This is a genomic window from Pantoea sp. S61 (assembly GCF_016625145.1).
Classification (GTDB): domain Bacteria; phylum Pseudomonadota; class Gammaproteobacteria; order Enterobacterales; family Enterobacteriaceae; genus Pantoea; species Pantoea rwandensis_B.
The window spans coordinates 62,931-87,216 of sequence record NZ_JACVUO010000001.1; the positions used below are offsets into that span (position 1 = coordinate 62,931).

26 protein-coding genes are annotated in these 24,286 nt (G+C 52.2%); 9 read left to right on the top strand and 17 right to left on the bottom strand.

The window, feature by feature from the left end; genetic code table 11:
- Nucleotides 1-101 precede the first annotated feature (101 nt).
- From IAE30_RS00355 to IAE30_RS00375, 5 genes are read left to right on the top strand one after another with little or no spacing between them, the layout of a single operon-like run.
- Complete coding sequence (locus IAE30_RS00355) at nucleotides 102-1,259, top strand: efflux RND transporter periplasmic adaptor subunit (protein ID WP_200538418.1); 1,158 nt, start codon at nucleotides 102-104, stop codon at nucleotides 1,257-1,259.
- Nucleotides 1,260-1,261: 2 nt separating this feature from the next.
- A complete protein-coding gene (locus tag IAE30_RS00360) occupies nucleotides 1,262-4,375 on the top strand; it encodes a multidrug efflux RND transporter permease subunit (protein ID WP_200677694.1) in 3,114 nt (1,037 codons plus the stop codon).
- Nucleotides 4,368-5,732: an efflux transporter outer membrane subunit gene (locus tag IAE30_RS00365; RefSeq protein ID WP_200538420.1), complete on the top strand. Its 1,365-nt coding sequence runs from the start codon at nucleotides 4,368-4,370 to the stop codon at nucleotides 5,730-5,732. Before IAE30_RS00360 ends, IAE30_RS00365 begins: the two co-directional genes overlap by 8 nt.
- Nucleotides 5,733-5,752: 20 nt before the next feature.
- Nucleotides 5,753-6,448 carry a response regulator gene (locus IAE30_RS00370; RefSeq protein ID WP_200677695.1) on the top strand — a complete coding sequence of 232 codons (696 nt, stop codon included), beginning with the start codon at nucleotides 5,753-5,755 and terminating at the stop codon, nucleotides 6,446-6,448.
- Nucleotides 6,445-7,524, top strand: coding sequence for an ATP-binding protein (locus tag IAE30_RS00375; RefSeq protein ID WP_200538422.1), 1,080 nt, complete (start codon nucleotides 6,445-6,447; stop codon nucleotides 7,522-7,524). Before IAE30_RS00370 ends, IAE30_RS00375 begins: the two co-directional genes overlap by 4 nt.
- A 167-nt stretch (nucleotides 7,525-7,691) precedes the next feature.
- On the opposite strand, the gene IAE30_RS00380 is transcribed toward IAE30_RS00375, so the two are convergent.
- The 4 genes from IAE30_RS00380 to IAE30_RS00395 form a co-directional block, all read right to left on the bottom strand.
- Nucleotides 7,692-8,405, bottom strand: a complete 714-nt coding sequence (locus tag IAE30_RS00380; protein WP_234465471.1) for a helix-turn-helix transcriptional regulator — start codon at nucleotides 8,403-8,405, stop codon at nucleotides 7,692-7,694.
- Nucleotides 8,381-8,776, bottom strand: a complete 396-nt coding sequence (locus tag IAE30_RS00385; protein WP_200677697.1) for an amino acid-binding protein — start codon at nucleotides 8,774-8,776, stop codon at nucleotides 8,381-8,383. Before IAE30_RS00385 ends, IAE30_RS00380 begins: the two co-directional genes overlap by 25 nt.
- The gene (locus tag IAE30_RS00390) at nucleotides 8,769-9,086 is read right to left on the bottom strand and encodes an antibiotic biosynthesis monooxygenase (RefSeq protein ID WP_200538424.1); all 318 of its coding nucleotides are present in this window, start codon (nucleotides 9,084-9,086) and stop codon (nucleotides 8,769-8,771) included. Before IAE30_RS00390 ends, IAE30_RS00385 begins: the two co-directional genes overlap by 8 nt.
- Nucleotides 9,087-9,193: 107 nt before the next feature.
- The gene (locus IAE30_RS00395) at nucleotides 9,194-9,835 is read right to left on the bottom strand and encodes an HD domain-containing protein (RefSeq protein WP_200677698.1); all 642 of its coding nucleotides are present in this window, start codon (nucleotides 9,833-9,835) and stop codon (nucleotides 9,194-9,196) included.
- Between the two features lie 114 nt (nucleotides 9,836-9,949).
- Between IAE30_RS00395 and IAE30_RS00400 the strand changes: the two genes are divergently transcribed.
- Entirely contained in the window at nucleotides 9,950-10,903 is a 954-nt protein-coding gene (locus IAE30_RS00400; protein WP_200677699.1) for a GlxA family transcriptional regulator, read from the top strand.
- Nucleotides 10,904-10,917: 14 nt separating this feature from the next.
- Here the strand turns inward: IAE30_RS00400 and yddG are convergent, their stop codons facing one another.
- The 3 genes from yddG to IAE30_RS00415 all read right to left on the bottom strand — a co-directional run bounded on the left by yddG (nucleotide 10,918) and on the right by IAE30_RS00415 (nucleotide 12,864).
- Nucleotides 10,918-11,832 carry an aromatic amino acid DMT transporter YddG gene (yddG, locus tag IAE30_RS00405; protein ID WP_200677704.1) on the bottom strand — a complete coding sequence of 305 codons (915 nt, stop codon included), beginning with the start codon at nucleotides 11,830-11,832 and terminating at the stop codon, nucleotides 10,918-10,920.
- Nucleotides 11,833-12,122: 290 nt separating this feature from the next.
- Entirely contained in the window at nucleotides 12,123-12,368 is a 246-nt protein-coding gene (locus IAE30_RS00410; protein ID WP_200538428.1) for a DUF2543 family protein, read from the bottom strand.
- A 13-nt stretch (nucleotides 12,369-12,381) separates the two neighbouring features.
- Nucleotides 12,382-12,864 carry a cold-shock protein gene (locus tag IAE30_RS00415; protein WP_045832459.1) on the bottom strand — a complete coding sequence of 161 codons (483 nt, stop codon included), beginning with the start codon at nucleotides 12,862-12,864 and terminating at the stop codon, nucleotides 12,382-12,384.
- 202 nt (nucleotides 12,865-13,066) lie between these two features.
- On the opposite strand from IAE30_RS00415, the gene IAE30_RS00420 reads away from it, so the two are divergent.
- On the top strand, nucleotides 13,067-13,765 hold the full coding sequence (locus tag IAE30_RS00420; RefSeq protein ID WP_200677706.1) for an RluA family pseudouridine synthase: 699 nt from the start codon (nucleotides 13,067-13,069) through the stop codon (nucleotides 13,763-13,765).
- 15 nt (nucleotides 13,766-13,780) lie between these two features.
- On the opposite strand, the gene IAE30_RS00425 is transcribed toward IAE30_RS00420, so the two are convergent.
- On the bottom strand, nucleotides 13,781-14,320 hold the full coding sequence (locus IAE30_RS00425) for a DUF2058 domain-containing protein (protein ID WP_200677708.1): 540 nt from the start codon (nucleotides 14,318-14,320) through the stop codon (nucleotides 13,781-13,783).
- A gap of 94 nt (nucleotides 14,321-14,414) precedes the next feature.
- A complete protein-coding gene (locus IAE30_RS00430; RefSeq protein WP_200677710.1) occupies nucleotides 14,415-14,765 on the bottom strand; it encodes a DUF1304 domain-containing protein in 351 nt (116 codons plus the stop codon).
- 133 nt (nucleotides 14,766-14,898) lie between these two features.
- Between IAE30_RS00430 and yajD the strand changes: the two genes are divergently transcribed.
- Complete coding sequence (gene yajD, locus IAE30_RS00435; RefSeq protein ID WP_034824111.1) at nucleotides 14,899-15,246, top strand: HNH nuclease YajD; 348 nt, start codon at nucleotides 14,899-14,901, stop codon at nucleotides 15,244-15,246.
- Between the two features lie 65 nt (nucleotides 15,247-15,311).
- Here the strand turns inward: yajD and IAE30_RS00440 are convergent, their stop codons facing one another.
- The gene (locus IAE30_RS00440) at nucleotides 15,312-15,983 is read right to left on the bottom strand and encodes a DUF3313 domain-containing protein (RefSeq protein WP_200677712.1); all 672 of its coding nucleotides are present in this window, start codon (nucleotides 15,981-15,983) and stop codon (nucleotides 15,312-15,314) included.
- Between the two features lie 172 nt (nucleotides 15,984-16,155).
- On the opposite strand from IAE30_RS00440, the gene IAE30_RS00445 reads away from it, so the two are divergent.
- Complete coding sequence (locus tag IAE30_RS00445) at nucleotides 16,156-16,377, top strand: hypothetical protein (RefSeq protein ID WP_200677714.1); 222 nt, start codon at nucleotides 16,156-16,158, stop codon at nucleotides 16,375-16,377.
- Here IAE30_RS00445 and IAE30_RS00450 read toward each other — a convergent pair.
- The 7 genes from IAE30_RS00450 to IAE30_RS00480 form a co-directional block, all read right to left on the bottom strand.
- Nucleotides 16,365-16,985: a TetR/AcrR family transcriptional regulator gene (locus IAE30_RS00450; protein ID WP_200677716.1), complete on the bottom strand. Its 621-nt coding sequence runs from the start codon at nucleotides 16,983-16,985 to the stop codon at nucleotides 16,365-16,367. The genes IAE30_RS00445 and IAE30_RS00450 overlap by 13 nt on opposite strands.
- A gap of 178 nt (nucleotides 16,986-17,163) precedes the next feature.
- Entirely contained in the window at nucleotides 17,164-18,840 is a 1,677-nt protein-coding gene (locus IAE30_RS00455; RefSeq protein WP_200677718.1) for an ABC transporter ATP-binding protein, read from the bottom strand.
- Nucleotides 18,837-19,703 (bottom strand): ABC transporter permease, encoded by an 867-nt coding sequence (locus IAE30_RS00460; protein WP_200677720.1) that lies wholly within the window; start codon nucleotides 19,701-19,703, stop codon nucleotides 18,837-18,839. The genes IAE30_RS00455 and IAE30_RS00460 overlap by 4 nt, the downstream gene beginning before the upstream one ends.
- Nucleotides 19,700-20,734 carry an ABC transporter permease gene (locus tag IAE30_RS00465; protein WP_234472643.1) on the bottom strand — a complete coding sequence of 345 codons (1,035 nt, stop codon included), beginning with the start codon at nucleotides 20,732-20,734 and terminating at the stop codon, nucleotides 19,700-19,702. Before IAE30_RS00465 ends, IAE30_RS00460 begins: the two co-directional genes overlap by 4 nt.
- A complete protein-coding gene (locus tag IAE30_RS00470) occupies nucleotides 20,734-21,459 on the bottom strand; it encodes an aspartate/glutamate racemase family protein (protein ID WP_200677722.1) in 726 nt (241 codons plus the stop codon). Before IAE30_RS00470 ends, IAE30_RS00465 begins: the two co-directional genes overlap by 1 nt.
- A gap of 161 nt (nucleotides 21,460-21,620) precedes the next feature.
- On the bottom strand, nucleotides 21,621-23,219 hold the full coding sequence (locus IAE30_RS00475; protein ID WP_200677724.1) for an ABC transporter substrate-binding protein: 1,599 nt from the start codon (nucleotides 23,217-23,219) through the stop codon (nucleotides 21,621-21,623).
- Nucleotides 23,220-23,403: 184 nt separating this feature from the next.
- On the bottom strand, nucleotides 23,404-24,255 hold the full coding sequence (locus IAE30_RS00480) for a Vmh family MBL fold metallo-hydrolase (RefSeq protein WP_200677726.1): 852 nt from the start codon (nucleotides 24,253-24,255) through the stop codon (nucleotides 23,404-23,406).
- Nucleotides 24,256-24,286: the final 31 nt, after the last annotated feature.

Sequence of the window (24,286 nt, forward strand, 5' to 3'; positions counted from 1 at the left end):
TCTCCACATAATCGCAACACAACCTCGACGCTTGCCCAACACCCCTTCGTTAACATCGGCGCTTGACTGGTTTTTCTATTCTTTGCCACGAGAACTCGCAGATGCTTACTTGCAAAACGCTCACTCTGACAGGATGGCTGTTCGTCTCAGCTATCCTGCTCTCAGGATGCGATCATCCAACCTCAGAGCCCCCTGCCGCAGCGGTGCCGCAGGTTGCCGTTACCGTCGTACAGCCACAGTCTCTTGCCATCAGTGAAACTTTACCTGGCCGCGTAACCGCATTGCGCGTGGCGGAAATTCGCCCGCAAGTCAGCGGTATCATTCAGCGCCGACTGTTTGAGCAGGGTGCTGAAATAAAACCAGGCACGCCGTTGTATCAAATCAATCCTGCGCCCTTTAAAGCCGATGTTGAAAGTGCCCAAGCCGCGTTGCTGCGCGCGCAGGCAGTGTGGGAAAAGGCTCGGCAGCAAACTACGCGTTTACGACCGCTCATGAAAAGTGAGGCAGTGAGTCGTCAAAGTTTCGACGATGCTCTCTCCGCTGAGAAGCAGGCTTCAGCCGATGTCGCGCAGGCACGAGCCACCCTGGCGCGTAAGCAGCTGGATCTCAGTTTCGCCACGGTAGATGCCCCGATTGCCGGGAGGATCGATCAAACGCTGGTGAGCGAAGGGGCTTACGTTACCGCTAGCGATACCACGCCACTCGCGCGTATTTATCAAACTGATCCCATTTACATTGATGTGCGCCAGCCCGCAGAGGTATACGATGCGTTGCGTGCGCAGTTCAGCGGTCAAAATCCAACAACGGCATTGCCAGTGACCGTATTGCGCGCCAGTGGCGCCGCGTATGTGCAGCAAGGCAGAGTGTTGTTCTCGGGTATCGCCGTGGACAGTGGAACGGGTGAGGTGATGCTGCGTGTTCAGGTGCCTAATCCAGATCGCATATTGCTTCCAGGAATGTTTGTTCGAGTACAAATCCCACGACAACATGTTGATGACGCTCTGCTGGTTCCGCAGCAGGCGATAGTCCGTGAAAACGGTAAACCAGCGCTATGGGTGGTGGACGATCAACAGCGGGTGAGGCGGATCGAGGTTGATGTCGCCGACATCCTCCAGGGTCATTACCGCATTACCCGTGGGCTCAGCCCCGGCATGCGCGTGGTGATCCAGGGCATGGATAAACTCAGTGATGGTGTGAAAGTAGCAGCGGTGCTACCTGCTGCAGTGGCCAGTGACTATGCCTTGGTACGGGGGCAATAATCATGGCGCAATTTTTTATTAAACGTCCGGTGTTTGCATGGGTATTGGCACTGTTCATCATTCTGTTTGGTGCCATCGCTATCCCTCAACTCCCTGTTGCGCGTTATCCCTCGGTCGCGCCTCCCAGCGTGTCGCTTTACGCCACCTATCCCGGTGCATCACCGCAGACGATGAATGATGCTGTGGTGGGGCTGATTGAACGCGAGCTGTCGAGCGTCAAAAATCTACTTTACTTCGAGTCATCCACAGACACTTCAGGTCAGGCAACCATCACGGTGACTTTTAAGCCCGGAACCGATCCAGAGTTGGCACAGGTGGATGTGCAAAACCGTATCAAAACCATTGAGCCGCGACTACCGCAAGTCGTCCGACAGAATGGCTTGCAGGTTGAAGCCGCCAGCTCAGGTTTCTTGATGATTGTTAGCCTGACATCTAAAGCGGGAAAGACCAGCAGCGAGGCGTTAAGCGACTATATGGCGCGTAACGTGGTCGAAGAGCTACGCCGGGTCCAAGGCGTCGGGCGTATTCAGCTTTTTGGCGCTGAGCGTGCTATGCGTGTGTGGGTCGAACCTGCCAAATTGGTGGCTTTCAACCTCACCATGAACGATCTTTCAACCGCCATTAGCCAACAAAATGCGCAGATTGCACCGGGTCGTGTAGGTGATGAGCCCGCGCTGGAAGGGCAGCAGGTATCCATTCCCCTGACGGTGGAAGGCCAACTGAGTTCGCCGGAAGCGTTTGCTGCCATTGTATTACGTGCCAATAGCGATGGGTCAAAAGTGACGTTGGGTGATGTGGCGCGTGTCGAACTGGGTGCTCAGAGCTACAGCTTTATGATGCGAGAAAACGGGCAAAACTCTACCGGTGCGGCGATCCAACTGTCACCGGGGGCCAATGCGGTTAAAACGGCAGATGCCGTCATCGCGCGTATGAACGCATTGAGCCAAGCGATGCCTGCTGATATTCATTTTTCCGTGCCCTTCAATGCGGCACCTTTCGTAAAGATATCCATCGAGAAGGTCATTCACACACTGCTCGAAGCCATGGTGTTGGTGTTTCTGGTGATGTACCTGTTTTTGCAGAACATCCGTTACACCTTTATCCCGGCCATTGTCGCGCCGATTGCGTTATTGGGCACGCTATCCGTGATGTTGCTCGCTGGCTTCTCCGTCAACGTTTTGACCATGTTCGGCATGGTGCTGGCGATTGGCATCATCGTTGATGATGCCATCGTGGTAGTGGAAAACGTGGAGCGCATCATGCGTGAAGAGCAGTTACCACCGCGCGCAGCAACACAGCGGGCAATGCGTGAAATCACCGGTGCGATCATTGGCATCACGCTGGTGCTGACGGCAGTATTTATTCCTATGGGCTTCGCCAGCGGTTCGGTCGGGGTCATTTACCGTCAGTTTGCCTTCTCGATGGCAACCGCCATTCTGTTCTCCGCACTGTTGGCGTTAACCTTAACGCCTGCACTGTGCGCTACTTTGCTCACGGCTGTACCACCCGCCCACGCTTCTCGTGGATTTTTTGCCGCATTTAACCGGGGGTTTGACCGACTGACAGGGCGGTATCAGGGATGGGTTGTTACCAGTCTTAAACGCTCCGGTCGCATGATGCTGGCATTTCTGGCCATTAGCGCCGCTATGGCGTTGGCGTTTAATCAGCTTTCATCCAGCTTTCTGCCCGAAGAGGACCAAGGCTATTTCATGACGTCATTTCAACTGCCTGCCGATGCGACCCAGCAACGCACACTTGAGGTGGTGAAGAAATATGAAGCGGCGGTGGACACACGACCTGGTATTGCTACCAATCAATCAATTGTCGGATTTGGTTTCTCTGGCTCGGGTGCCAACACTGCGCTGGCATTTACCGTACTCAAGGATTGGCAACATCGCGGTGCAACCTCAACCCAGCAAGAAGTGCTGCACGCGCAACAGGCAATGGCTGACATTCCTGAAGGTTCGGTCATGAGCTTGATGCCGCCGCCGATTGAAGACCTCGGGACGTCTTCAGGATTTACGCTGCGCCTTGAAGATCGCGCGAATCAAGGCGATGCCGCACTGCAAGCTGCACAAATGCAATTGCTACAACTAGCAGCAAAAAGTGACAAGGTCACGCAGGTCTATCCCGATGGTTTGCCGCCCGGTAATAGCGTCAGGCTGGAGATTGACAGAGAAAAAGCGAATGCCATGGGGGTGACCTTTGCCACCATCAGTGAAACCCTCACTGCAGCGTTAGGGTCATTGTATGTTAATGATTTTCCGAACCAAGGTCGTATGCAACAAGTGATCATTCAGGCTGATGCGAAGGATCGTATGCAAGTCGATGACATTCTTAACCTGTATGTCCGTAACAGTGACAACAATATGGTCGCATTAAAAACCTTTGTTCACCCAGTCTGGTCTGACGCGCCGCTCCAGCAAGTACGTTACCAAGGTTATCCTGCGATTCGCCTGTCGGGCAGTGCAGCGCCTGGCGTCTCCAGTGGTGATGCCATGAAAGAGATGGAAAGATTGGCGCAACAGTTACCTAAGGGCTTTATGGTTGAATGGACGGGGCAATCGTTACAGGAACAACAATCTGCTGCCCAGGCACCGATGCTGATGGCGCTCTCAATGCTGGTGGTGTTCCTGGTATTAGCTGCGTTATATGAGAGCTGGGCAATTCCACTCGCCGTGATGCTGGTGGTTCCGCTTGGCTTAATTGGGGCGGTTGCGGCTGTCCTGATGCGGGAAATGCCTAATGATGTGTTCTTTAAAGTGGGGTTAATCACGGTAATTGGCCTTTCCGCGAAAAATGCCATTCTGATTATTGAGTTTGCTAAACAGCTGCATGAAGAGGGGCAAAGCATTATGGCCTCTGCCATGACGGCTGCACGACTGAGATTGCGCCCGATTATTATGACATCGTTAGCCTTTGGTTTGGGCGTGGTGCCGCTAATGTTTGCAAGCGGCGCAAGTAGTGAAACACAACATGCGATTGGCACGGGCGTTTTTGGTGGAATTGTCAGCGCGACCATATTGGCGGTGATTTTTGTTCCGGTGTTCTTTGTGGTGGTAATGCAATCACGTCAAAGATGGCGTGCAAAAACGCAAGGAGGCACCAATGCATAAGCCATGGATCGCCGCCGTTTTATTGCTTGGGGGGTGCTCATTAAATCCGCCGTTGGAAAAGCCAGCATTACCCGTTGCTGATACTTATACAGTTTCAAACCGCAACAACGCTGCCAATCTTGGCTGGCAGAGCATATTTCGCGATGTTCAACTGCAACACACCATTGATATGGCGTTGCTGCATAACCGTGACTTGCGTGTGGCTCTTCTCAATGTGGAGACCGTCCGTGCGCAGTACCGTATTCAGCATGCCAGTGCTTTTCCTGCCATTGAGGGCTCAGCAAATTGGACGCGCCAGCAATTAGCGGATAGTGCAGCCGCCAGCGGTATCCAGCAGCAAGGTGCCGCCAGTATTAATCTCAGTGCTTATGAGATTGACCTGTTTGGCCGAGTCAAATCTTTGTCTGAAGCCGCCTATGCGCGGTACCTTGCCAGTGCGGCTGGAGCGCGAGCCGCACAAATCACCTTGGTAGCGGCCGTCGCCAATGCGTGGTACAGCAGGCAGTTGGCGACGGAGCAATTGCGACTCTCACAGCAAACGTTAGCTGACTGGCAGCATTCGTTACTGCTAGCCAGACAGTTACAAACGGCTAACCAGAACAGCGGATTAGATGTGGCACAGGCTGAAGGTCAAGTGGCGAGTGCCGAAGCGGATGTTCAGGCGAATCAGCGCACGCTTCTGCGTACAGGTAATGCGTTACGCCTGCTGGTGGGCACGGTTGCGCCGTTGCCAGAGGCGCAATCCACCTTGGAGCAGGCTCCAGTTGTGACGCAACTGCCCGCAGGATTGCCTTCGGACCTGCTGACGCGCCGGCCGGATATCATGCAAGCCGAACAGACGCTTATCGCGGCGAATGCGGATATTGGTGCTGCGCGGGCGGCATTTTTCCCACGTATCACACTAACGGCATCTTTGGGACAGGCTAGCCCACAACTCTCTCAGCTGTTCGACGGCGCTAACCAGACATGGCAATTTATGCCGCAAATCACACTACCGATTTTTCAGGGTGGGCGTTTGCAGGCGGAACTGGCTGTGGCGAAACTCAGAGAGTCCAGTGCCTTAGCGGAATACGAGAAAAGCATTCAGGTGGCGTTCCGTGAAGTATCGGACGGCGTGGCGGGAAATGTTACCTATCGACAACAAATGGCCGCACAGCAGCGGGTGGTGAACAGCGCCCAGCGTAGAATGAAGCTTTCAAACCAACGCTATCAAGCCGGATTGGATAACCGATTGGAGTTACTGGACGCCCAGCGTCAATATTACAGCGCTCGGCAAGCGTTGTTAACGTTGCGCCAGGGAGAGATTGATAACACCATCACGCTCTACAAGGCGTTGGGTGGCGGTTTCAAACCATAAAACAAGCGTGGATGCGCACGATGAGTAAACAACTGATTTTGATTGTTGAGGATGACGCAGAAATAGCCGTCATTCTCACGGCCTATTTAGAGAAAGAGGGGTTTCGTACCCGGCATGCTGAAAATGGCGTCGTCGCGTTGGCACTGCATGCGGTAGAGCGTCCTCAGTTGGTGATCCTGGACATTCGTATGCCGGAAAAGGATGGCTGGCAGGTACTTGCTGAATTGCGACGCAGTGGCAGCACGCCCGTCATCATGCTGACAGCCAACGATGATGATATCGATAAGCTCGCCGCGCTGCGTTTTGGCGCAGATGATTATGTGGTGAAGCCTTTTAACCCAGCCGAAGTGGTGGCAAGGGTGCAGGCAGTATTGCGTCGTGCCCAACCGCTGATGCCGTCCGAGGATTTGATTTACAGCGAGTTTATCGACATTAGCCTGACGCATCACCGGGTCATAGTACGGCCAGGCAATGTGAATATCGCTCCGCGACTCACCATGACAGAGTTTCGTTTGCTGACGCATCTGGTACGCGCACCAGACCGGGTCTTTACTCGCGATGAGCTGCTGGAGTCTTGCATGCCAGAAGGCGAAACGTTGCCTCGAACGGTGGACAGTCACATCAGTAAATTGCGCCGCAAACTGGAGGAAGCGGGGGTTGAGGGCTTACTGCAAAATGTGCGTGGCTTTGGTTATCGCCTTGGGAGGGCGCAATGAAAACGCGCACCATCAAGCAGCAGCTTAACTGGCTGATCCTTAAAATCACGCTGTATTCATTCCTTATTTCGTTTGGCACCTACTTTATCTATGTCGTGTTGGTCGCAAAGAGCGGCAAAGATTACAGCGAATATCTCGATTTTGGTCCTGCCGACTGGATGCAACTCGTGGTGTCTACCTTGCTGACCGTCGTGGTCTCTGTGGTGACTGCTGCAGGCTTTGCCCGCCGCGTGCTATTTCCGCTTCAATCACTGACAGAAAGCGCGCGTCGCGTTGCGGGAGGCGACCTTAATGCACGTGCTGAACGCGGTGAACAGCCGCTCACGGAGATGAGTGAGTTGGTGGATGACTTTAATCGGATGGCCGAAAAGTTGGATAACAGTTCGCGTGACATCCGTACCTGGAATGCCGCAATCGCGCATGAATTACGTACCCCGGTGACCATTCTGCGGGGGCGTTTGCAGGGACTAGCTGATGGAATCTTTCTGCCAGAACAACAGCTGTTTATTAATCTGGTCAAGCAGACTGATGGTTTGTCACATCTGATTGATGATCTTCGCACCCTGAGCCTGGCACAGAGCGGCCACCTGCGATTGCAGTACGGGCTCATAAATGTACCCCAAGAGATCGAGGCAATTGCAGCTGTGGTGGAAGCCGATTTCAAATTCAGCCAGCATTCGTTGGTCCTGCGGCTGAATGAAGCGAGGGTTCCCTGTGATGCTGCGCGTCTGCGCCAGGCTTTACTTGCGCTGTTGGAAAATGCCCGGCGCTATGCAGTGAGTGGAGTGGTGATGATCAGCTGTCGTGAGCACGATGAAGGCGTGATGATCAGCGTTGAGGATGAAGGTCCTGGTATCAGTAAAGAGGTTGCCGAGTCTATCTGGGAAGCTTTTGTCCGCGGTGATGACTCTCGCTCGCGTCATAGTGGTGGCAGCGGATTGGGGTTGGCAGTGGTGAGAGCAATTGTTTTGGCGCACGGTGGAGAGGTGAGCTGCGGTCCTGGTGAGCTTCAGGGCACCCGTTTCTCGCTATGGTTGCCTTTATCAACAGCCCACGGACAAAAAAATGCCCGCTAAGCGGGCGGGGTAATTAAACCAAGGAAAAAATTCTCGTAGGCAACGCATTGCTGTGTGTTGCGTCACTATATTAGCAACGATAAGCAACCAGTACGGAAAATGATCGATGATTAAATTTTGCTGATTTGATAAAGGTTATATTTGTGACGAGAGTGTTATTTTGATGTTTACAACTGCACGTTAAACAGACACTGAAGCGCCTTTTTCCCGGCAGCTGTGACCTTTATCTCTCGATAGCCTGCCGTGCGGCTTAGCCATTGTTTATCAATTAGCAGACTAAGAAGTGCGGCTCCCGCTGCTCCACCGAGATGCATGCGGCGTTCACTCCAGTCGAGACAGGCACAACAAGGTTTACGTTTACTACGAAGATCTTGTTGCATGCCGAGGTTTTCTAACTGCTGCTGGCCTAAGCCGGTAAGTGCACTACCGTCAGCTACAACCCATTCTTTTTCTTGCATAAAGTTGTATATTTCTACCGCCAGTTCACCTGCCAGATGATCGTAGCAGGTGCGGGCATGGCGCAGATGGCTGGGAGTAGCGGAAACCAACGCTCGCTGTGGCTGCATCGATACCCCCATCAGGGTTTCCAGCAGGTGCGCAATATCGCTGCCCGCCAAACGGAAATAGCGGTGGCGGCCCTGGGATAAATACGTGACAAGACGGGCATCCAATAGTTTGCCCAGATGTCCGCTGGTGGTAGAGGCGGCGATATCGGCGACGCCGCTTAATTCTGTGGCTGTCCAGGCTCGGCCATCCATCAGCGCGCACAAAATGCTGACACGCGAAGGATCGGCCAGGGCGGCAGCCACAGCAGACATCGCCTGCTGCAAGCCTTGTTCCGCCGTTTCATCGGTGATTATGGGGCTGCTACGGGTTGCCATGCGGTGGTCACCTCTGCTGCACGCTCAGGATTATCGGTAATCAGGATCAACTGGTTGTTGTGGTCACTGTATTGAAGCTGAATGTTAACGCCATTGCGTGCTAGCACGTCAGCAATTTCGCCAAGCTGTCCTGGTCGATCCTGTTTCAGCTTGCGGATCAGCGGCTGCTGTACTGAAACCACCTGAAAACCGGCCGCCATCAGCACTTGTCTGGCTTGCTCCCCTTGCACAACTAAAAAATGCGCGTGACTCTGTTCACCCACGGTGAACACGCCGCCTCCTTCAAGTCCTACTCCATGCTGGCCGAGAGTCAAACCTAATGCGGCCAGCTCGCCTGGAACATTATTGAGTATCACGTGAATATCAAACATGTTGGCTTGCCTCGTGCGCATATTCCCGCAGTACAGCGGCGATACGGATGTGGTAGAAAGAAAACAAGCTGTTTCGACCTTCCTGTTGAGCCTGTTGGTGCGACATATTTTTCTTCCATGCCACCACTGCCTCTTCGTTTTCCCAGTAAGAGAGAGACAGGATCTTGCCAGGATCGTTGAGGCTTGAAAATCGCTCTACTGAAATAAATCCAGGCAAACTGGCAAGTTGAGATTTCAGCTGTGCGGCGAGTTCAAGATAGCGGGCTTGGTGCTCAGTTTGGGTGCGTGCTTCAAACAGGACAGCAATCATGGTTTTGCTCCATCAGTCAGTGATGGCAGCAGTGTAGCGAGTGGAGATAAGGATGCTTCGGCGAACAACGAAGTATGGCGCAGCGCGAGTTCGCTGCGCCACGCCACTCATCCCACCCAGCGTGACTGACGGATGACGCTACAAAAGTTCATTGGTGAAAAACCAGGCTGCTTGTCGGCAATGACATCGGCTTTGACATTGCCAAAGGTGGTGTCAGGCTTGTTTTTAATGCCATCGTAGAACGCCTGAATAATCTCTTCCTTGAATTGGGCAGGACGTGGATGCTGCTTTACCACGGCTTCACGCTCCGCATCGCTGAAGTGATCATAGTTGATGCCCAGGACATCCATTTCCACGCCAGCGGTGACTAACGCAATTTCCGGGGCCATAAATTGCGGAATGCCCGGAGTGGTATGCAGCGCAATTGCGGTCCAGACTTTATCGATATCGGCCTGCTTTACACCATACTGTTGCAAGAAATCGCGCGCCGCATTGGCGCCATCCACCTCAAAGCGTTTGTCGCAGCTGCAGTGTTCGTGCGTCAGTCCAACATCATGGAACATACAGCCGACATAAAGCAGCTCAGCATCCACCTTAAGATCTAAGCGGCGTCCTGCGAGTGCGGCCCAGTAATAGACGCGGCTGGAATGGTGAAACAGCAAATCGGATTCGGTATCACGGACAAAAGTCGTCGCGTCACGGGTCATGGCAGTATCGGGAATAGTGATGCCGTTAATGGAAATTTTCATGGGAGGTTCTCCGCTCGGTTAAGTTGCAACCAGCTTAATACCGAGGCAGAATGTCTTAAATAATCTTTTAACGACTTTTTAAGACATTAAGACTTTTACAGACGGGAATAGCGCATGAATCACCATCTTGCGATTTTAGCGGTGCCGGGAGCGCAATTGCTCGATGTCTCTGGGCCATTGGATGTGTTTGCCGAAGCTAATCTACTGCTCAATCGTACCGTTTACCAGCTGCAAGTCATGTCACTGGAAGGGGAAAACATTCGTTGTTCATCAGGTGTGCGTTTGATGGCGGATGTCACACTGCAAGATATCCAGCAAACTGACACGTTTCTGATTGCGGGGGCACCCGAGGCACGGGATATGCAGTTAACTGCGCAGCAAACCGCACGTCTGATGGAGCTATGCCATGAAAGTCAGCGCTTTGGTTCGATTTGCACCGGAGCGCTGCTGCTGGCACAAACCGGCTTGCTGAGTGGTAAAAAAGTGACAACTCATTGGGCATGCGCAGAAGCACTGATGGAACAGGTACCGGATGCGCAGGTGGAGGCCGATGCGCTTTACATCGCCGATGGGCGATTACGTACCGCCGCTGGCGTCACGTCGGGGCTCGATCTGGCCCTGAGGTTGGTGGAAGAAGATTTGGGACGCGAATTGGCACAGGATATCGCTGCCAATTTGGTGATGTTCTTTCAACGGCCAGTGAATCAAGGGCATTTTGTTCGCAAGCAGCCACTTTCGCTGGGTGGGCGCAGTGCGTTTCAGGAGATGCAGCGATGGGCTTTGGCGAATCTGGCGCAGGTGAGTTCACTCGACGATCTCGCCGCACATATGCAAATTAGCACACGGCACTTAGCGAGGCTTTTCCGTCAACATATGGACTTACAGGCGGGCAATTGGCTGGAGAATGCGCGAATTGATCAAGCGCGAAAGCTACTGGAAGCAGGTTCAATGCCGCTGAAAGCCATTCCGGCCGCCTGTGGTTATCGCAGCAACGATGTTTTAAGGCGGGCTTTTGTCAAGGTGACAGGCATGACGCCTTCGATGTATCGCAAGATGTTTATGCGCTAGCGCCTCCCAACGTTTTATTCAGAAATTTTACTGCTGACACTTTTGGTGACTGCGGTACGTGTTGACCACCAGCAGACTAATGACCCGAGACTCACCATCGCCGTGCCTTGCCAGAAGGAGAGCGTCAGATGCGAACTGAGAATAAAAGCGGCTAATATCGATGAAATAATCGGAATGAAGTATGAGGCGGCGGCCAGAACCGTCACATTGCCATGCAAAATGCCAACGTTCCAGGCTGCGTAACCGAACCCCATCGCCATCGCTGCCAGTGCCAGTGAGACCCACGTCTGGAAATGGGCGTCAAACGCGGGTTGGGGCGAAATGAAATATTTAACCCATAGTGTTAATGCCGTTAAAACAAAGAAGAGCGTAATGCCGTTATTACCGTTGGCGATTTTTTTCGTTACCACACAATAAATAGCCCAAATGATGGCGCCGCTGAATGCCAGACCATAACTTAATGGGTTTTCCATTATATTGTGAGTCATCTCGCTGATTGAAAACCCTTGGTCGCCGCCCAGCACGCGGCAAATTCCTGCTACCGCTAAAATCACGCCAGGGATAATCAGCGGGCTAACTTTTTGCCGATTGACAATTACCGCCAGCACAATCGTCATACTTGGCCATAGATAATTCACCATGCCCACTTCAATAGCCTGCCGTCCGCTATGGGTAAACCCGAGTGAGAGCGAAAGGCAGAGTTCATAGCAGACAAACAGCACGCTACCGATAATCACATAAAGGCGGGGAAATTTTTTCAGATTGGGAAATCCCACGCTGAACAGCAGCAATATCGCACTGCAGCTGTAGATCAACGCCGCTCCAGCGATCGGACCAAAGCCTTCGCTGACACTTTTGATTAATCCAACAATCGCGCTCCATAACAGGATGGCAACTAAACCGATGAGCGTCGCTTTGTTTTGGGGCATCACCCGCTACCTCTTCTACACAATGTTCACCTAAAATGCGGGTGCAAGCTTACCTGTTAAGTTCTGGTTAAAACCAGCATAAAACTATGCCGCCTGAAGCGCAGTGTAAATACGTCAGAGGGAACGATAGTGGGGTTGACGTTAGCGGAAAAATGAGCTGACTCGAATCGTGGGGCTTTTGTCCAATGACTGATGAGCGAAGCAGGCCTATTCGTTGCCACCGGGCCATTTCGGAAGCAAAACGCTAGCTATATATCCGGCCACCAGCAGAAGGTGACCGGAGACTCTGTTTAGTCGTTGCCCCACTCATTTAAAAAGTTGGCAATCTCATCGATACGCACCGCTTTAATACCCGCTTCACGCGCCATCTCTTGCTGCGCCTCTTCGCTGATCTCTTCATTATTATTCAGACGAGTCAGCAACAACTGGAAGTAGTGCGCCAGTGCATCAAGTTCTGCTTCACTCACATCGTGTTCGGATTCCGCAGCGTACTCTTCAGCAATGTCATAATATTTCAGTGGAATGTTGTTATTCATTATCGGCTCCCCGTTAAATTTTGAGCATTTTCACTGCGGCATCAATGTCGATCTCATCTTCGGTAAAGATCAGCGTCGTACCCTGGAAAGTGGTTACCGCCAGTTTTTTCACTGAACGCATTTCATCAGGTTTTACGTCGGTCTTAGGTTTGATGTTGTTCATCAGAATGCCCACCGACAGTACGGTGTTTTCTTTATCAATACGGGTATCAACCGGCTCTTCTTCACTGTAAACCACGAAAGATTTAATAGACGTCAGTTTCAGGCGCTCACCGGCGATAAAGATATATTTGCTGTCTGGTATCACTTTCACCGCGAAAGCGGACAAACCTTTGTTATTGGTTGTGGGTTCGAACGTCACTGCCGCATCTTTTTTAATCAGATCAGGGTTGGCGACCTTAATCACATGGAAATAACGGTTGTCTCCGTTTTCATCTTTGATAAATCCAAAACCTTTGTCCTGAAACCAGGTTGTGATCGTTCCGTTCATCGCCATTACCGCCTACTCAATCGTTAATCTAATCAGTTTTTTGCAGCGCGCAGTGTAAAGCACATTGCCTGCGCAGACTACGCCTTTGCTGTAAGTCTGGACGATAAATTTCTGCTGTGCGAGCGGGAGCCCGGGTAAAGAGGGCAAAATTCGTCAGCCCGCTGAAAATTGGTTATTATCCGCACCCACTTCACAGTCTGGCAGTCTGATGTCTACGATTATCGATACCTTTATAGCTCCGCCGTGTTCGGCAGAGATCGCGATTCTCTATCAGGATGAGCATTTGGTATTGATCGATAAACCCGCCGGTTTGCTCAGCCTTTCAGGAAAAAATCCACAAAATCTGGATTCCGTTCATCACCGACTTGTGAAGTTGTTCCCCGGCTGTACTTTGGTACATCGCCTCGATTTCGGGACATCCGGATTGATGGTGGTGGCACGCAATAAAGCCATCAACGCTATGTTGTGCCAGCAGTTTAGCCAGCGAAGCGTGACGAAAATTTATACGGCGCTATTGTGCGGACATCTGAACCGCGACCAGGGCACGATTGACGCCGCGATAGCAAAAGATCCGGCGCTGTTTCCATTGATGTCGATTTGTGCCGAGACGGGTAAACCTGCACGTTCACGCTATCAGGTGACAGAGCGCTTAATGCGCGAAGGGGATGACGGCATGCTGATACCTGTTACGCGGGTGCAGTTGATGCCAGAGACGGGGCGCACCCATCAATTACGTATTCACTGTCGGCAATTGGGCCACCCAATTCTTGGATGTGACCTGTATGGAGGATTGCTGCAGCCGGGTACGGAAAAGACACCCCGGCTGATGCTGCACGCCAGTGAACTACATTTTGTCCATCCCATTAGCGGGGAGAACATCACTGCGCGTCATGTCAGCCCGTTTTGACACGGGCTGCATTTATTACCACATCAAATCATCAGGCACTTTGAAATCTGCGTACGGATCGTCCTCATCCTGCTCTTCCTGACTCAATGCACTATTCAACACAATGCTGTCTGCATCACGCTGCGCAATTTTATCGGCTACGCTGGCGGGAATAATCGCGTATTTGCTTTCGCCACTGCTATCCGCCGCCAGGCGTGCGATTGCCAGACGACCATTGATCAACTGCGTTTGCGTGGTCTTATCCACGCTGATCTTTTTGATTAAATTGTTGTCGGTGAAGTTAAAGTCAATTGTCCCTTTAGCCACGGTGATGGCGTTCATTTCAATCAGCTGTTTAACCTGTGCCTTGTACTCTTTGGATAAAGTGGCTTGTTTCTGCTGATCGCTTAGCTGCTTATCACGCTCAATTTGCGCTTTTTTATTCTCTTCCACCGCTTCACGGGCTTCACGTGCCTGTACGCGAGACTTCTTGGCAGTGCGCTGTACTTTGGCCATTTTTTTGCTGGAGACGAGTCCAGCTTTGAGCATCTGCTCTTGTAAGGTGAGTTTTGTCATCTTCGTCTCTAAAATTCGTTAAAACCTAGCCGGATTATACCTGTAATGCGAAGGCTGATCACGGCGAGGTTTGAGATTCTGATGAATTGCCGTATCAGCGCAGGAGTACAGCGAGCAATGCAATCAGAGCTGGAAGGGCCTGCACATAAAGAATTTTTCGGCTGGCGGTCAATGCTCCGAAAATCCCGGCAATGAGCACGCAGATGAGGAAGAAGAGAGTGACAGATACGCCATTTTCGCCCAACCATAAGCCCCAGAATAAACCCGCAGCCAGAAAGCCGTTGTAGAGCCCTTGATTAGCCGCGAGCACACGGGTTTCACGCGCAAAGTCGACGCTGAGTTTAAAGGCTTTACGGCCCGTTTTCGTTTCCCAAAGAAACATCTCCAGCACCAGAATGTAGATGTGAATGACGGCGACGAGAGCAACAAGGATATTGGCTAACACGTGAGTCCTTAATTTCAACTGAGATTCTTAAAAACAAATGAGCTTCTGTCAGCATACTCTTCTTCACTTCGGTTTTGCGTTATATTGGCAGTACTAACACCCGAATATCTTTGCGAAACAGGTAACATTGGCAATGGCTCTGATCCCTAAAAACTATGCACGGCTGGAAAGCGGCTACCGTGAGAAAGCATTAAAAATCTATCCATGGGTTTGTGGACGCTGCTCACGGGAATTTGTTTACTCCAATTTGCGCGAACTCACCGTGCATCATATCGATCACGATCATACCAACAACCCGGAAGATGGCAGTAACTGGGAGTTATTGTGTCTCTTTTGTCACGACCATGAGCACTCAAAGTACACTGAAGCTGACATGTACGGCACCAGAGTGGTCGCCGGTGAAGATGCGCAGAACGATGTGGAAGCAGCAACCTACAATCCCTTCGCGGATTTAAAGTCGATGTTAAATAAAAAGAAATAAGCCTCACTGATTTCCGATGCTGCCAGCTTGCCAAATAGGGGCTGGCAGCCTCTACTGCAAGGGATTTACTGGCGTAATTTTTCTAACAACTGTTCCGCGCCTTTATCAATCCCGGTTTCAGCCGCACTGAGCGAACCGAAGGTCGCACCCACGTTCATGGCGTTGGGGTATTGTTCCGCGACGTACGCCAGTAAGAGTTCATTTGTTCCCGCATCTTTCACCTCTACGGCGAAATTAACGTATCCACTCATCAAGCCACGTCCTCCACGTACCGACTGAACGATATTGTACGGCCCCCCGGCTAAATCAAATTTTGTGAATGTGCCAATCACTTGCGGCGTGGTATCGGCGCCGGTCAGCGTCAGTTTCAATTTGAGCGCTGGAGCCGTCCCGGCTGGGGGATGGGTGTTAAATTTCTCCGCCAGCACTTCCTCAAACTTTTTATGCATATAATCAGCCAGTTGACGACGATCATCCACAGACAATTCATTAAATTGCGCATCACTCCCGCTGTAAATCTCGACCGGTTCAATGCTGATGCTATGGTATTTACTCCACTCCACGGGAGCGGCATAACGGAATGGAATGCGATCGCTGTCATCCGAAGTATTAGGCGACATACGTGATGCAGAGGCGATACCAGCATATTTCACCGGGCCGGTAGACGAACAACCGACAGCGGTAAAAGCAGCCGCGAATACAAGGCTACGACACAACGGGCTGAACAAACGACTCATCTTGAAATTCTCCGATAGCATTGATAAATGAACTGTACGGTTTAGTTAATATCAGTTAGCATCAATCTGTCAAGAAGGGGTTTCAGAGTGTGACATCGTGATGCGGGGGCAGAGAGGTGAATGCAAAACGTTTGTTTGTGTCGAGTGAAAGGCTTAACGGAAACTATGTAGGATGATGGTCGGATTAGCGGCAATTTTGTTATTGCTCTTTCGCGCCATCCGCAATCTGGGGGAGATATTTTATCTCTGGAAATTAGGCATAAAACGAGGCGGTTTTTATGCGGTCAGGGTTTGGGGAGCGCGCCTCAAACCCTTGATAATACTCCTGATGATCGACACCATTGTCGTGCTGACGCTCATTTTCAATTTGTCAGTCAGGATTCAGTTGTTTTGACCAGCACCTTTGAGGAACAACGAAACGGCGTTTTGCACCATGGCCGTCACCTCACTTATCGTATAGCTCGGCAAGGTCCGCTGAAGGAATAATTCATCGACTTCAGCTTTTACCAATGATGAAAATTGTTTGGCGCGTAAGGCTGGGTTGCCGCCGATCAATTCCCCGTTGGCGATGTGATGCTCCATCACCGCCGTCAGAGCGTCCATGCTCTCACGCACGCCGGACTCATGAAAAAGCGCGCCGATGTCGGAATGACCTGCTTCTCCAACCACCATTCTGTACAACTGTAAGGCCTTCCAGTCTGACGTCAGCGCCCCCAGCATGCCCTCGCCAAAACGCTGTAACTTCTCACTTAACAACAAGGTTTGAGTTTCCGGGTCGTTAAGTTCTTCAGCCGCATGCATCAGAAAATGAGTACTAAAACATCTGACAACAGCTTCAAAAAGGCTCTCTTTGGAGGAGAAGTAGTTATACAGGGTCGCCTTGGAACAACCAGCCTGCTTTGCAACGCTATCCATTGAGGCTCGCTCATATCCTTGTTCGAGAAACACGGCTGAAGCGGCGTTGATAATGTCAGTTCTTTTTTGTTCGGTTAGCGTGCGCATCACTCTCTCCTTTGTCGGCGATGAATATTAACAAAACCAGGTGGTTCATTAAAGGAGAGAGGAGAGTGTATTCAAATACCAATGGGCGTTTCCTAACCTTCCTTCGGACGACAGGTCAGTGGGGTCAATACCGCGCAGATATGGAAGATTATGTTTTCCATTATCTCAATTCGGTCTGTCACCCTGTCGCCGTCAGCAATGGCGGTGCAGTGGCAGAGCGCACCGACGTCAGCAACTGCTGCGTATACGCATGTACCGGTCGCTGCCAGATCTGCTGATGGTCGCCTTGCTCGACTATTTCGCCTTGATACATCACCATTACCCGATCCGCGATGTATCGTACCACCGCCAGATCGTGGGAGATAAACAGCAGTGACAGGTTACGTTGCTGTTTCAGGCTTACCAGCAGGTTTAAAATCTGCGCCTGAACCGATACATCCAGCGCTGAAACCGGTTCGTCGCAAATCAGCAAATCCGGGCTGAGTATCAACGCGCGAGCAATGCCAATGCGCTGACGCTGCCCACCTGAAAACTCATGCGGATGACGTTTCAATGCGTTAGACGGCAAACCGACTTGATCAAGTATCTCTAACACCTTGCGCTGTTGCTCATTGCGCGAGCCTCGACCGTGTACACGCAAAGGCGTCCGCAGAATCTCTTCCACCGTATGGCGAGGATTGAGTGAAGAGAACGGATCCTGAAAGATCATCTGGATGCGCGGGCGCCAGCCCGCACGCTGCCGGTTGTTAAGATGATCTATCCGCTCACCCGTGAAGTGAATCTGGCCGTTATCCGGTTTTAACAATCCTAACAGCAGGCGCGACAGCGTTGATTTACCACAGCCAGATTCGCCCACCAGCCCAAGCGTCTCTCCGGGTTGGATATGCAATGAAACATTACGCACTGAAGCGCTGCCCGCTGGCATGGAAGGATAACGAAACTGCAAGTCATCAATCGCCAGTAGCGGCGCTGCCTGCGCATCAATCGCCGATAATGGGAGGGCTTCGGGCGTCACAAGTCGCGGTGGTCCGTCTGCTTGATGCACAATCTCTGTCAGGCGGCGCTGCCGATAATGAGGTGTTTCCCCCGCATGCAGCGAAGCCGCCAGCAATCCACGGCTATAAGGGTGTTGCGGCTGATGGAATAGCGCAGCTTTAGAGCTCTCTTCGACTTTTACGCCGCGATAGAGTACAGCCACGCGGTCGGCATATTGCTCGACTAATCCGAGATCGTGAGTGATAAACAGCACGCTCATGCCAAGTTCATGGCGCAGACGATCCAGCAGTTCCAGAATCTGGCGCTGTACGGTGGCATCCAACGCGGTAGTGGGTTCATCGGCAATCAACAGTTTGGGTTCGCAGGCAATTGCCATGGCAATCATGATGCGCTGGCGCTGGCCGCCAGAGAAATGATGTGGGTAATCATCGACACGTTGCTGCGCGTGAGCAATGTTCACCTGCTCTAATAGGGTAATGGCACGCTGACGCGCCTCATGTCGGTTCAAACCCAGATGTAACTGCACGCTTTCTGCTAACTGTTGCCCAACGGTCAGCACCGGATTCAGCGAGGTCATTGGATCCTGAAAGATCATGGCGAGGGATTTGCCACGCAGACGGCGTAATGTGGCCTCCGGCTGCGCCAGTAGGTTTAACCCCTGGTAATGAATCTCACCTTCCAGCGTGGCGGCTGGCGGCGTTAAACGCAAAGCAGCCAGGGCACTGATTGATTTGCCACTGCCCGATTCGCCAACCAATGCCAGCATCTCGCCGGGTTGCACGCTGAGATTGAGATCCTGTACCGCATAACGCCCACCAAAATGGGCAGAGAAATGACGAAATTCCAGTATTGCGCTCATTGGGATACTCCTTTACGACGCGGATTGAGCCAGTCATTGATGGCATCGCCCAATAAATTCAGCGCCAGTATGGTCGCGGCCAGCGCACTGCCGGGCAGCACGGCCAGATACCAGGCGTTTTGCAACGACTGACGCCCATCGCCAATCATGCCACCCCAACTGATGCGGTTGGGATCGCTAAAGCCGAGAAAACCCAACGAGGATTCTGTCAAAATGGCATTGGCCATCATCACTGATAGCGTGACGACCAAGGTGGGCAGCAGATTGGGCAGCACCTCACTGACTAAAATACGCAGCGGGCTGTAACCCAACGTCTGTGCCGCGAGCACAAATTCCTGATGACGCAGCAGACGGCACTCTGCCCGCACCAGCCGTGCAATCATCGGCCAGCTCGCTACACCAATCGCGCCAGCAATGTAATTCACCGTGGGATGTCCAATCGCGACCAATATCACCACCAGTAAAAAAGCCGGGAAGGTCTGGAACAGCTCGCTGATACGCGTGACGATGCGGTCAGTTTTACCACCGAAATACCCAGCGCTGGCCCCTGCAATCAGGCCAATTACCACGCTCACCACTACCGCGATAGTGCCGATTTGCAGTGAAACTCGCGCGCCATGAAAAATTCCAGCGGCCACATTGCGCCCGAGCGAATCAGTACCAAGGGGAAACTGCGCATCATCACCCGGCCAGAGAAACGGTTGAGCCACCATTTCCAGCGGGTCACCGGGATACAACCCGTCGGCCAGTAATGCCATCAGCAACACGCTGGCCAGCAGCAAACTGCCCAGCATCACTTCGAGTGATCGAAACCAACGACGCCAGGCGATTAATGGCGTGAGAGAGAGTGTGAGCAGCTTCATGCGCGGCCCTCCATACGCGGGTCTATCAGGCTTTGCAGCACATCGACCAGCACATTCACAATGACCACCATAAAGGCCGACAGCAGCAGTATGCCCAGCACCACATTGAAATCACGCGCCACGATGGCTTCCATCGCCAGGCTGCCTAATCCTGGCCAACTGAACACGGTTTCAATGACGGCAGCCCCTCCCAACAGATTGCCAAAATATAACCCTGCAACGGTGGTCACCGGCGTCAGCGCGCAGCGCAGCATATGACGCAGCACGATGCGCCATGGCGCCAGACCTTTGGCGTGTGCGGTGCGAATGAAATCCTGATCGGCGACGTCCAGCAATGCGCTGCGGGTAAGGCGGGCATAAATCGCGATGAAATAACTGCTAAGCGCCAGCACCGGCAACAGCGCGTGTTGCAGTTTATCCAGCAACGTGCCACCTGCCGAGAGATTAGCGCCAATCGTTTGGTTGCCGCCGCTGGGTAGCCAGTTGAGTTGCACCGAAAACAGCAGTAACACCAACAATCCAATCCAAAAGCCGGGCAGGGAATACAGCAGCAGGTTGACCAGCGTCAGCAGACGATCCGGCCATTTATTGGCCCAGACGGCCATAACGACGCCGAAGCCAATCCCGACCAACAATGCCAAGGCTTGTGCCAGCAGCATCAGCAATAACGTATCGGGTAAACGGCCGATTATCAGCCCGGTAACATCGGTGCCAAAGCGCGGAGAATAACCAAGGCTGAAATGCGCAAGGTGCCACAGATAGTTCCAGAACTGCGTCAAAACCGGCTGATCGAGACCGTATTCGGCCCGCAGCCACGCCATGGTTTCGGCGGAGGCGCTGCCAGACTGGCTGGCCATCACATCCACCACATCGCCGGGCACCAGTTGCAACAAAATAAATACCACCAGCACGATCCCCAACGCAGCGGGAACGGCCTGGATCAGGGCATTCCGCAATGCAAATAGTACACGCAGTGTGGTGCGTGATAGCGGACCTACGGGTTGGCGGTCGGACGCGTGGCTGCGCGACATCAAAGGGTCCATTGTGCCCCCCGATCCCAATGCGAAGGGCGCAAAGCCGCCTGAAAGCTATTTACCAGCGTCAGCGTGTCATAAACCGGTAAGCCAAAGCGCGCCTGCAATAGCGCGCTAAACGGCGCAAGGTTGGTGCATTCCAAGAGCAGTGCCCCGCTGTTGGGGAAGCGTTGTAAAGCGCTAGTCGCCGCACTAAGGACTTCAACGGCCAGCGTTGCCCAGTTAACGCTGCTGTCGCCCTCCCGGATTGAGCGCACAAACTCAGAATCAGCTGGCATACCGGCCACCTGCGCCTCTGCGGGAATACCCACACGAGTGAGATATTCCGCCTTTAAGGTGCTCTCATCAAACGTCAGAATCAGTGGAGGGCGGTTAGCCGGCAGGATCTGGCGAAGGCTGACATACTGCAACAGGCTGCTGGTAACGATGGGTACCGGTGACCAGGCCGCCAGTTCCTGTTGATACCACGAAAGATAGCCGCAACTGGTGGTGAGCCCATCTACGCCGTGATCAATCAAGATCTGTGCGGCACGTTTAAACGGCTCAAGTAGTGCGTGTTCACCCAAATGGCCCATGCGCTGAGGGATGGCCTCGTCCACCACCTGATAGCGCACCGGGAAGGGCCAGGTTTGCGGATTACCAATGTCGCCCTGGTAGCGACGAAATGCGGTTTTGACCATCAGAATACCAAGGGTGGCCGGTTGATGTATGGATTGCGTCATGATTGGGATCCCTGAAAATACCGAAAGGCATAATGAGGATTGACGTTAACAAAGGGGGCTGGCAGGAAGAATGAATTAAAAGCGCAAAAGTTTTGCGCTTTTCTGATAAAGAAAACCGGCAGCCTTGATTAACCGGTTTGTTTATTATCGCGAGTGAGAATTTATTTGGCTGCCTTATCGAGCCACACGCTGGATAAATTTCCTTCCAGACCATCGGCAGTAGGAGAGTCATCATGAACATGTTTATTGCGGATGGTGATAAATTGCGGAGAGGCCAGATTTATATCCGGCAGTTCCTGCTGCACGATGTCCTGAAATTGCTGGAATTCCGCAACGCGTTTGGCCGCATCGTTCTCGGTTTGGGCCGCTTCCAGCAATTGATCAACCTGAGGATTCTGGTAATGGGAGATATTGGTGAATGGCACACCCGGACGATAGTTCTTTGACCAATACAGGCGCTGCACACCTACTGTGGGATCGTACAGGTTGGCATATTGATCGATGGAGAAGGAAAAATCGCGTTGAGTAAACACGCGAGTGGCATACGTTGACAGATCCTGCGAACGCAACGTTACCGCGATACCCACGCGAGCGAGTGCGGATCGAACAAATTCAGCGTTGCGTCGGAAGGTGTCATCGAAGGTGCTGTAATCCAGGGTGACGCGCAGGCGCACACCGTCATCACCTTTTTTGTAGCCCGCCTCATCCAGCAGCTTGTTTGCCGCCGCCAAATCGTATTGATAAGGGGAAGGCTTAGTACTGTGGAACGCTTTCAGATTTGGGCCAACCGGGGTTTCAGTAGGGGTAGCGTAACCAAAATAAACCACATTCAACAGCGCCTTGCGGTTAATGCTGTGCGCGATAGCCTGGCGAACGCGCAAGTCTTTGAACAGCTTGTCATCAAGGTTGAAGTGAATCGATGCCACGCTATTGGAGTAGTTGTAGCCTTGAGTTTCAAATTCTAATTTAGGGTTTTCCTGCAGGCGTTTCAGCTCGCTGAGCGCGACCGGTGTACGATAGCCAATATCCGCCTGACCAGTTTGCAATGCCAGTGAACGTACGGTGGGATCAGTCGAAAACTTCACGACCAACTGGTCGATATAAGGCTTTGGCGCATCCCAATAATGGGGATTGCGTTTATAGAGGATGTAGCTGCCGCGCTCCCATTTTTCAAAAATATACGGCCCGGTGCCAATCGGTGCATTGTTGTTAGGATTTTTCAGCACATCTCCGTTTTCGTAGATGTGCTTAGGCAGAATCGGCGTTTCTCCGGCGGCAAAAGCGGTAATCAGATAAGGTGCCGGATGGCTAAGCACCAGTATCGCAGTAAGATCGTCTGGCGTTTCGATGCTGGTGACATTGGCAAAGGTGGATTTGGCTCGCGGATGGGTTTTCTTCAGTAGATCGAGTGAAAAGGCGACATCAGAAGAGGTAAATGGCTGACCATCATGCCATTTCACCCCTTTGCGCAGGTGGAAGGTATAGCGCCTGCCGTCTGGGCTAATGTCCCACGAGGTGGCCAACTGTGGCAGCGGATGAAGATTATAATCGTAGGTCAATAATCCTTCATTGACCTTGGCGCTGGTGGCAATCACCGGCTGTGCGACCGTTGCCAGCGCCACCAGAGCTGAAGGCTCACTGGGTAAAATCAGTGTCAACATCCCGCCTTTCTGTGGCGTTTCTGCTTGCGCTGAAATAATACTAAGTGTTCCCATTAGTGTAATAAATAAAATCCGACTCAAGCGCCGTAATGCATTCATTTCGCGAACCCTTTTGTGAGAATAATAAACATGTTGCAGGCTCGGGGAAATTAACAGTTGAGGCTGGATTTGACTATTAAGTAAAATGGGATTGGATTGCAGTCATTCAGATATTAACATCATGTGTGGTGATAAGGTCAGGTCGCTATTTACAACGACCTGATATCCCATCACATCACAGTGATTACCACTTCATCTCGCCGGTATTCACTTTGGCACTGAGTTCCAGCGAGCTTTCATCGGGCAAATTCGGATAGGCTTTTTTCATCGCCTCAATCACTTCTGCCGAACCTTTGTGTTGCTGAAGTGCCTGTTCAAAAGTTTGCAGATAGTTAAGGGTAAATGTTACCGCACTATCACCCGCCGGACGTGCGCCGATGTAATGCCCTGGAATGACCACCTTCGGCTTGAGTTGCTGTATTTCTTTGAGCACGCTGCGCCATTGCTCACGGCTGGCGGGTGTTTGCGTATCTGCAGTCCAGACGTGAATGCCACCAGCGATGGCGGTTCCGCCCAACACGGCTTTGTTGGCGGGGATCCACAGATAGGCGGATTTATCATCCGCATGGCGCAGTTCAATACGTTCGCCATCCACGCTAAACGAATTCTGATGGGTAATCTGCGGGACATATAGCTGGTTTGGCGCGCCGCCCGGCATTTTCGGGCCCCAATAGGCTAATTTCGCCGTTTTGGTGGCCTCGATGTGTTCAACCACTGTTGGTGACGCAACAATTTTTACCTGTGGGAAGGCCTTCACAATCGGCTCGAGGCCAAAGTAGAAGTCAGGGTCGCCTGAGGTAATCACGATCTGCGTGAGTTTTTTACCGCTCGCTTTGATCATCTCCACCAGTTTTTCGCCATCTTTCGGGCTGAATTGCGCATCGACCAGCAGCGCTTCGTGTGGCCCGGTAATCAGCGTTGACGATACCGGAAACACCCCTTGTTCCTGTGGGTTGTAAACCGCCAGCTGCAGCGGGGTAGCAAATGCTGGGCTGGCTGCCAGTGTCAGCACCAACGTCAGTGACTTCATCTTCATCTCATTTTCCTTTCAATGCCAACATGGCCGG

Excerpts from the sequence above, each read along its gene's own strand:
- IAE30_RS00410 (WP_200538428.1), bottom strand. The coding sequence starts at position 12,368 with ATGAATAACAACATTCCACTGAAATATTATGACATTGCTGAAGAGTAC.
- IAE30_RS00395 (WP_200677698.1), bottom strand. The coding sequence starts at position 9,835 with ATGAAAATTTCCATTAACGGCATCACTATTCCCGATACTGCCATGACC.
- yajD (WP_034824111.1), top strand. The coding sequence starts at position 14,899 with ATGGCTCTGATCCCTAAAAACTATGCACGGCTGGAAAGCGGCTACCGT.
- IAE30_RS00355 (WP_200538418.1), top strand. The coding sequence starts at position 102 with ATGCTTACTTGCAAAACGCTCACTCTGACAGGATGGCTGTTCGTCTCA.
- IAE30_RS00425 (WP_200677708.1), bottom strand. The coding sequence starts at position 14,320 with ATGACAAAACTCACCTTACAAGAGCAGATGCTCAAAGCTGGACTCGTC.
- IAE30_RS00385 (WP_200677697.1), bottom strand. The coding sequence starts at position 8,776 with ATGTTTGATATTCACGTGATACTCAATAATGTTCCAGGCGAGCTGGCC.
- IAE30_RS00360 (WP_200677694.1), top strand. The coding sequence starts at position 1,262 with ATGGCGCAATTTTTTATTAAACGTCCGGTGTTTGCATGGGTATTGGCA.
- IAE30_RS00460 (WP_200677720.1), bottom strand. The coding sequence starts at position 19,703 with ATGAAGCTGCTCACACTCTCTCTCACGCCATTAATCGCCTGGCGTCGT.
- IAE30_RS00455 (WP_200677718.1), bottom strand. The coding sequence starts at position 18,840 with ATGAGCGCAATACTGGAATTTCGTCATTTCTCTGCCCATTTTGGTGGG.
- IAE30_RS00420 (WP_200677706.1), top strand. The coding sequence starts at position 13,067 with ATGTCTACGATTATCGATACCTTTATAGCTCCGCCGTGTTCGGCAGAG.
- yddG (WP_200677704.1), bottom strand. The coding sequence starts at position 11,832 with ATGCCCCAAAACAAAGCGACGCTCATCGGTTTAGTTGCCATCCTGTTA.
- IAE30_RS00465 (WP_234472643.1), bottom strand. The coding sequence starts at position 20,734 with ATGTCGCGCAGCCACGCGTCCGACCGCCAACCCGTAGGTCCGCTATCA.
- IAE30_RS00445 (WP_200677714.1), top strand. The coding sequence starts at position 16,156 with ATGATGGTCGGATTAGCGGCAATTTTGTTATTGCTCTTTCGCGCCATC.
- IAE30_RS00390 (WP_200538424.1), bottom strand. The coding sequence starts at position 9,086 with ATGATTGCTGTCCTGTTTGAAGCACGCACCCAAACTGAGCACCAAGCC.
- IAE30_RS00440 (WP_200677712.1), bottom strand. The coding sequence starts at position 15,983 with ATGAGTCGTTTGTTCAGCCCGTTGTGTCGTAGCCTTGTATTCGCGGCT.
- IAE30_RS00415 (WP_045832459.1), bottom strand. The coding sequence starts at position 12,864 with ATGGCGATGAACGGAACGATCACAACCTGGTTTCAGGACAAAGGTTTT.
- IAE30_RS00475 (WP_200677724.1), bottom strand. The coding sequence starts at position 23,219 with ATGAATGCATTACGGCGCTTGAGTCGGATTTTATTTATTACACTAATG.
- IAE30_RS00365 (WP_200538420.1), top strand. The coding sequence starts at position 4,368 with ATGCATAAGCCATGGATCGCCGCCGTTTTATTGCTTGGGGGGTGCTCA.
- IAE30_RS00450 (WP_200677716.1), bottom strand. The coding sequence starts at position 16,985 with ATGCGCACGCTAACCGAACAAAAAAGAACTGACATTATCAACGCCGCT.
- IAE30_RS00380 (WP_234465471.1), bottom strand. The coding sequence starts at position 8,405 with ATGGCAACCCGTAGCAGCCCCATAATCACCGATGAAACGGCGGAACAA.
- IAE30_RS00480 (WP_200677726.1), bottom strand. The coding sequence starts at position 24,255 with ATGAAGATGAAGTCACTGACGTTGGTGCTGACACTGGCAGCCAGCCCA.
- IAE30_RS00470 (WP_200677722.1), bottom strand. The coding sequence starts at position 21,459 with ATGACGCAATCCATACATCAACCGGCCACCCTTGGTATTCTGATGGTC.
- IAE30_RS00375 (WP_200538422.1), top strand. The coding sequence starts at position 6,445 with ATGAAAACGCGCACCATCAAGCAGCAGCTTAACTGGCTGATCCTTAAA.
- IAE30_RS00370 (WP_200677695.1), top strand. The coding sequence starts at position 5,753 with ATGAGTAAACAACTGATTTTGATTGTTGAGGATGACGCAGAAATAGCC.
- IAE30_RS00400 (WP_200677699.1), top strand. The coding sequence starts at position 9,950 with ATGAATCACCATCTTGCGATTTTAGCGGTGCCGGGAGCGCAATTGCTC.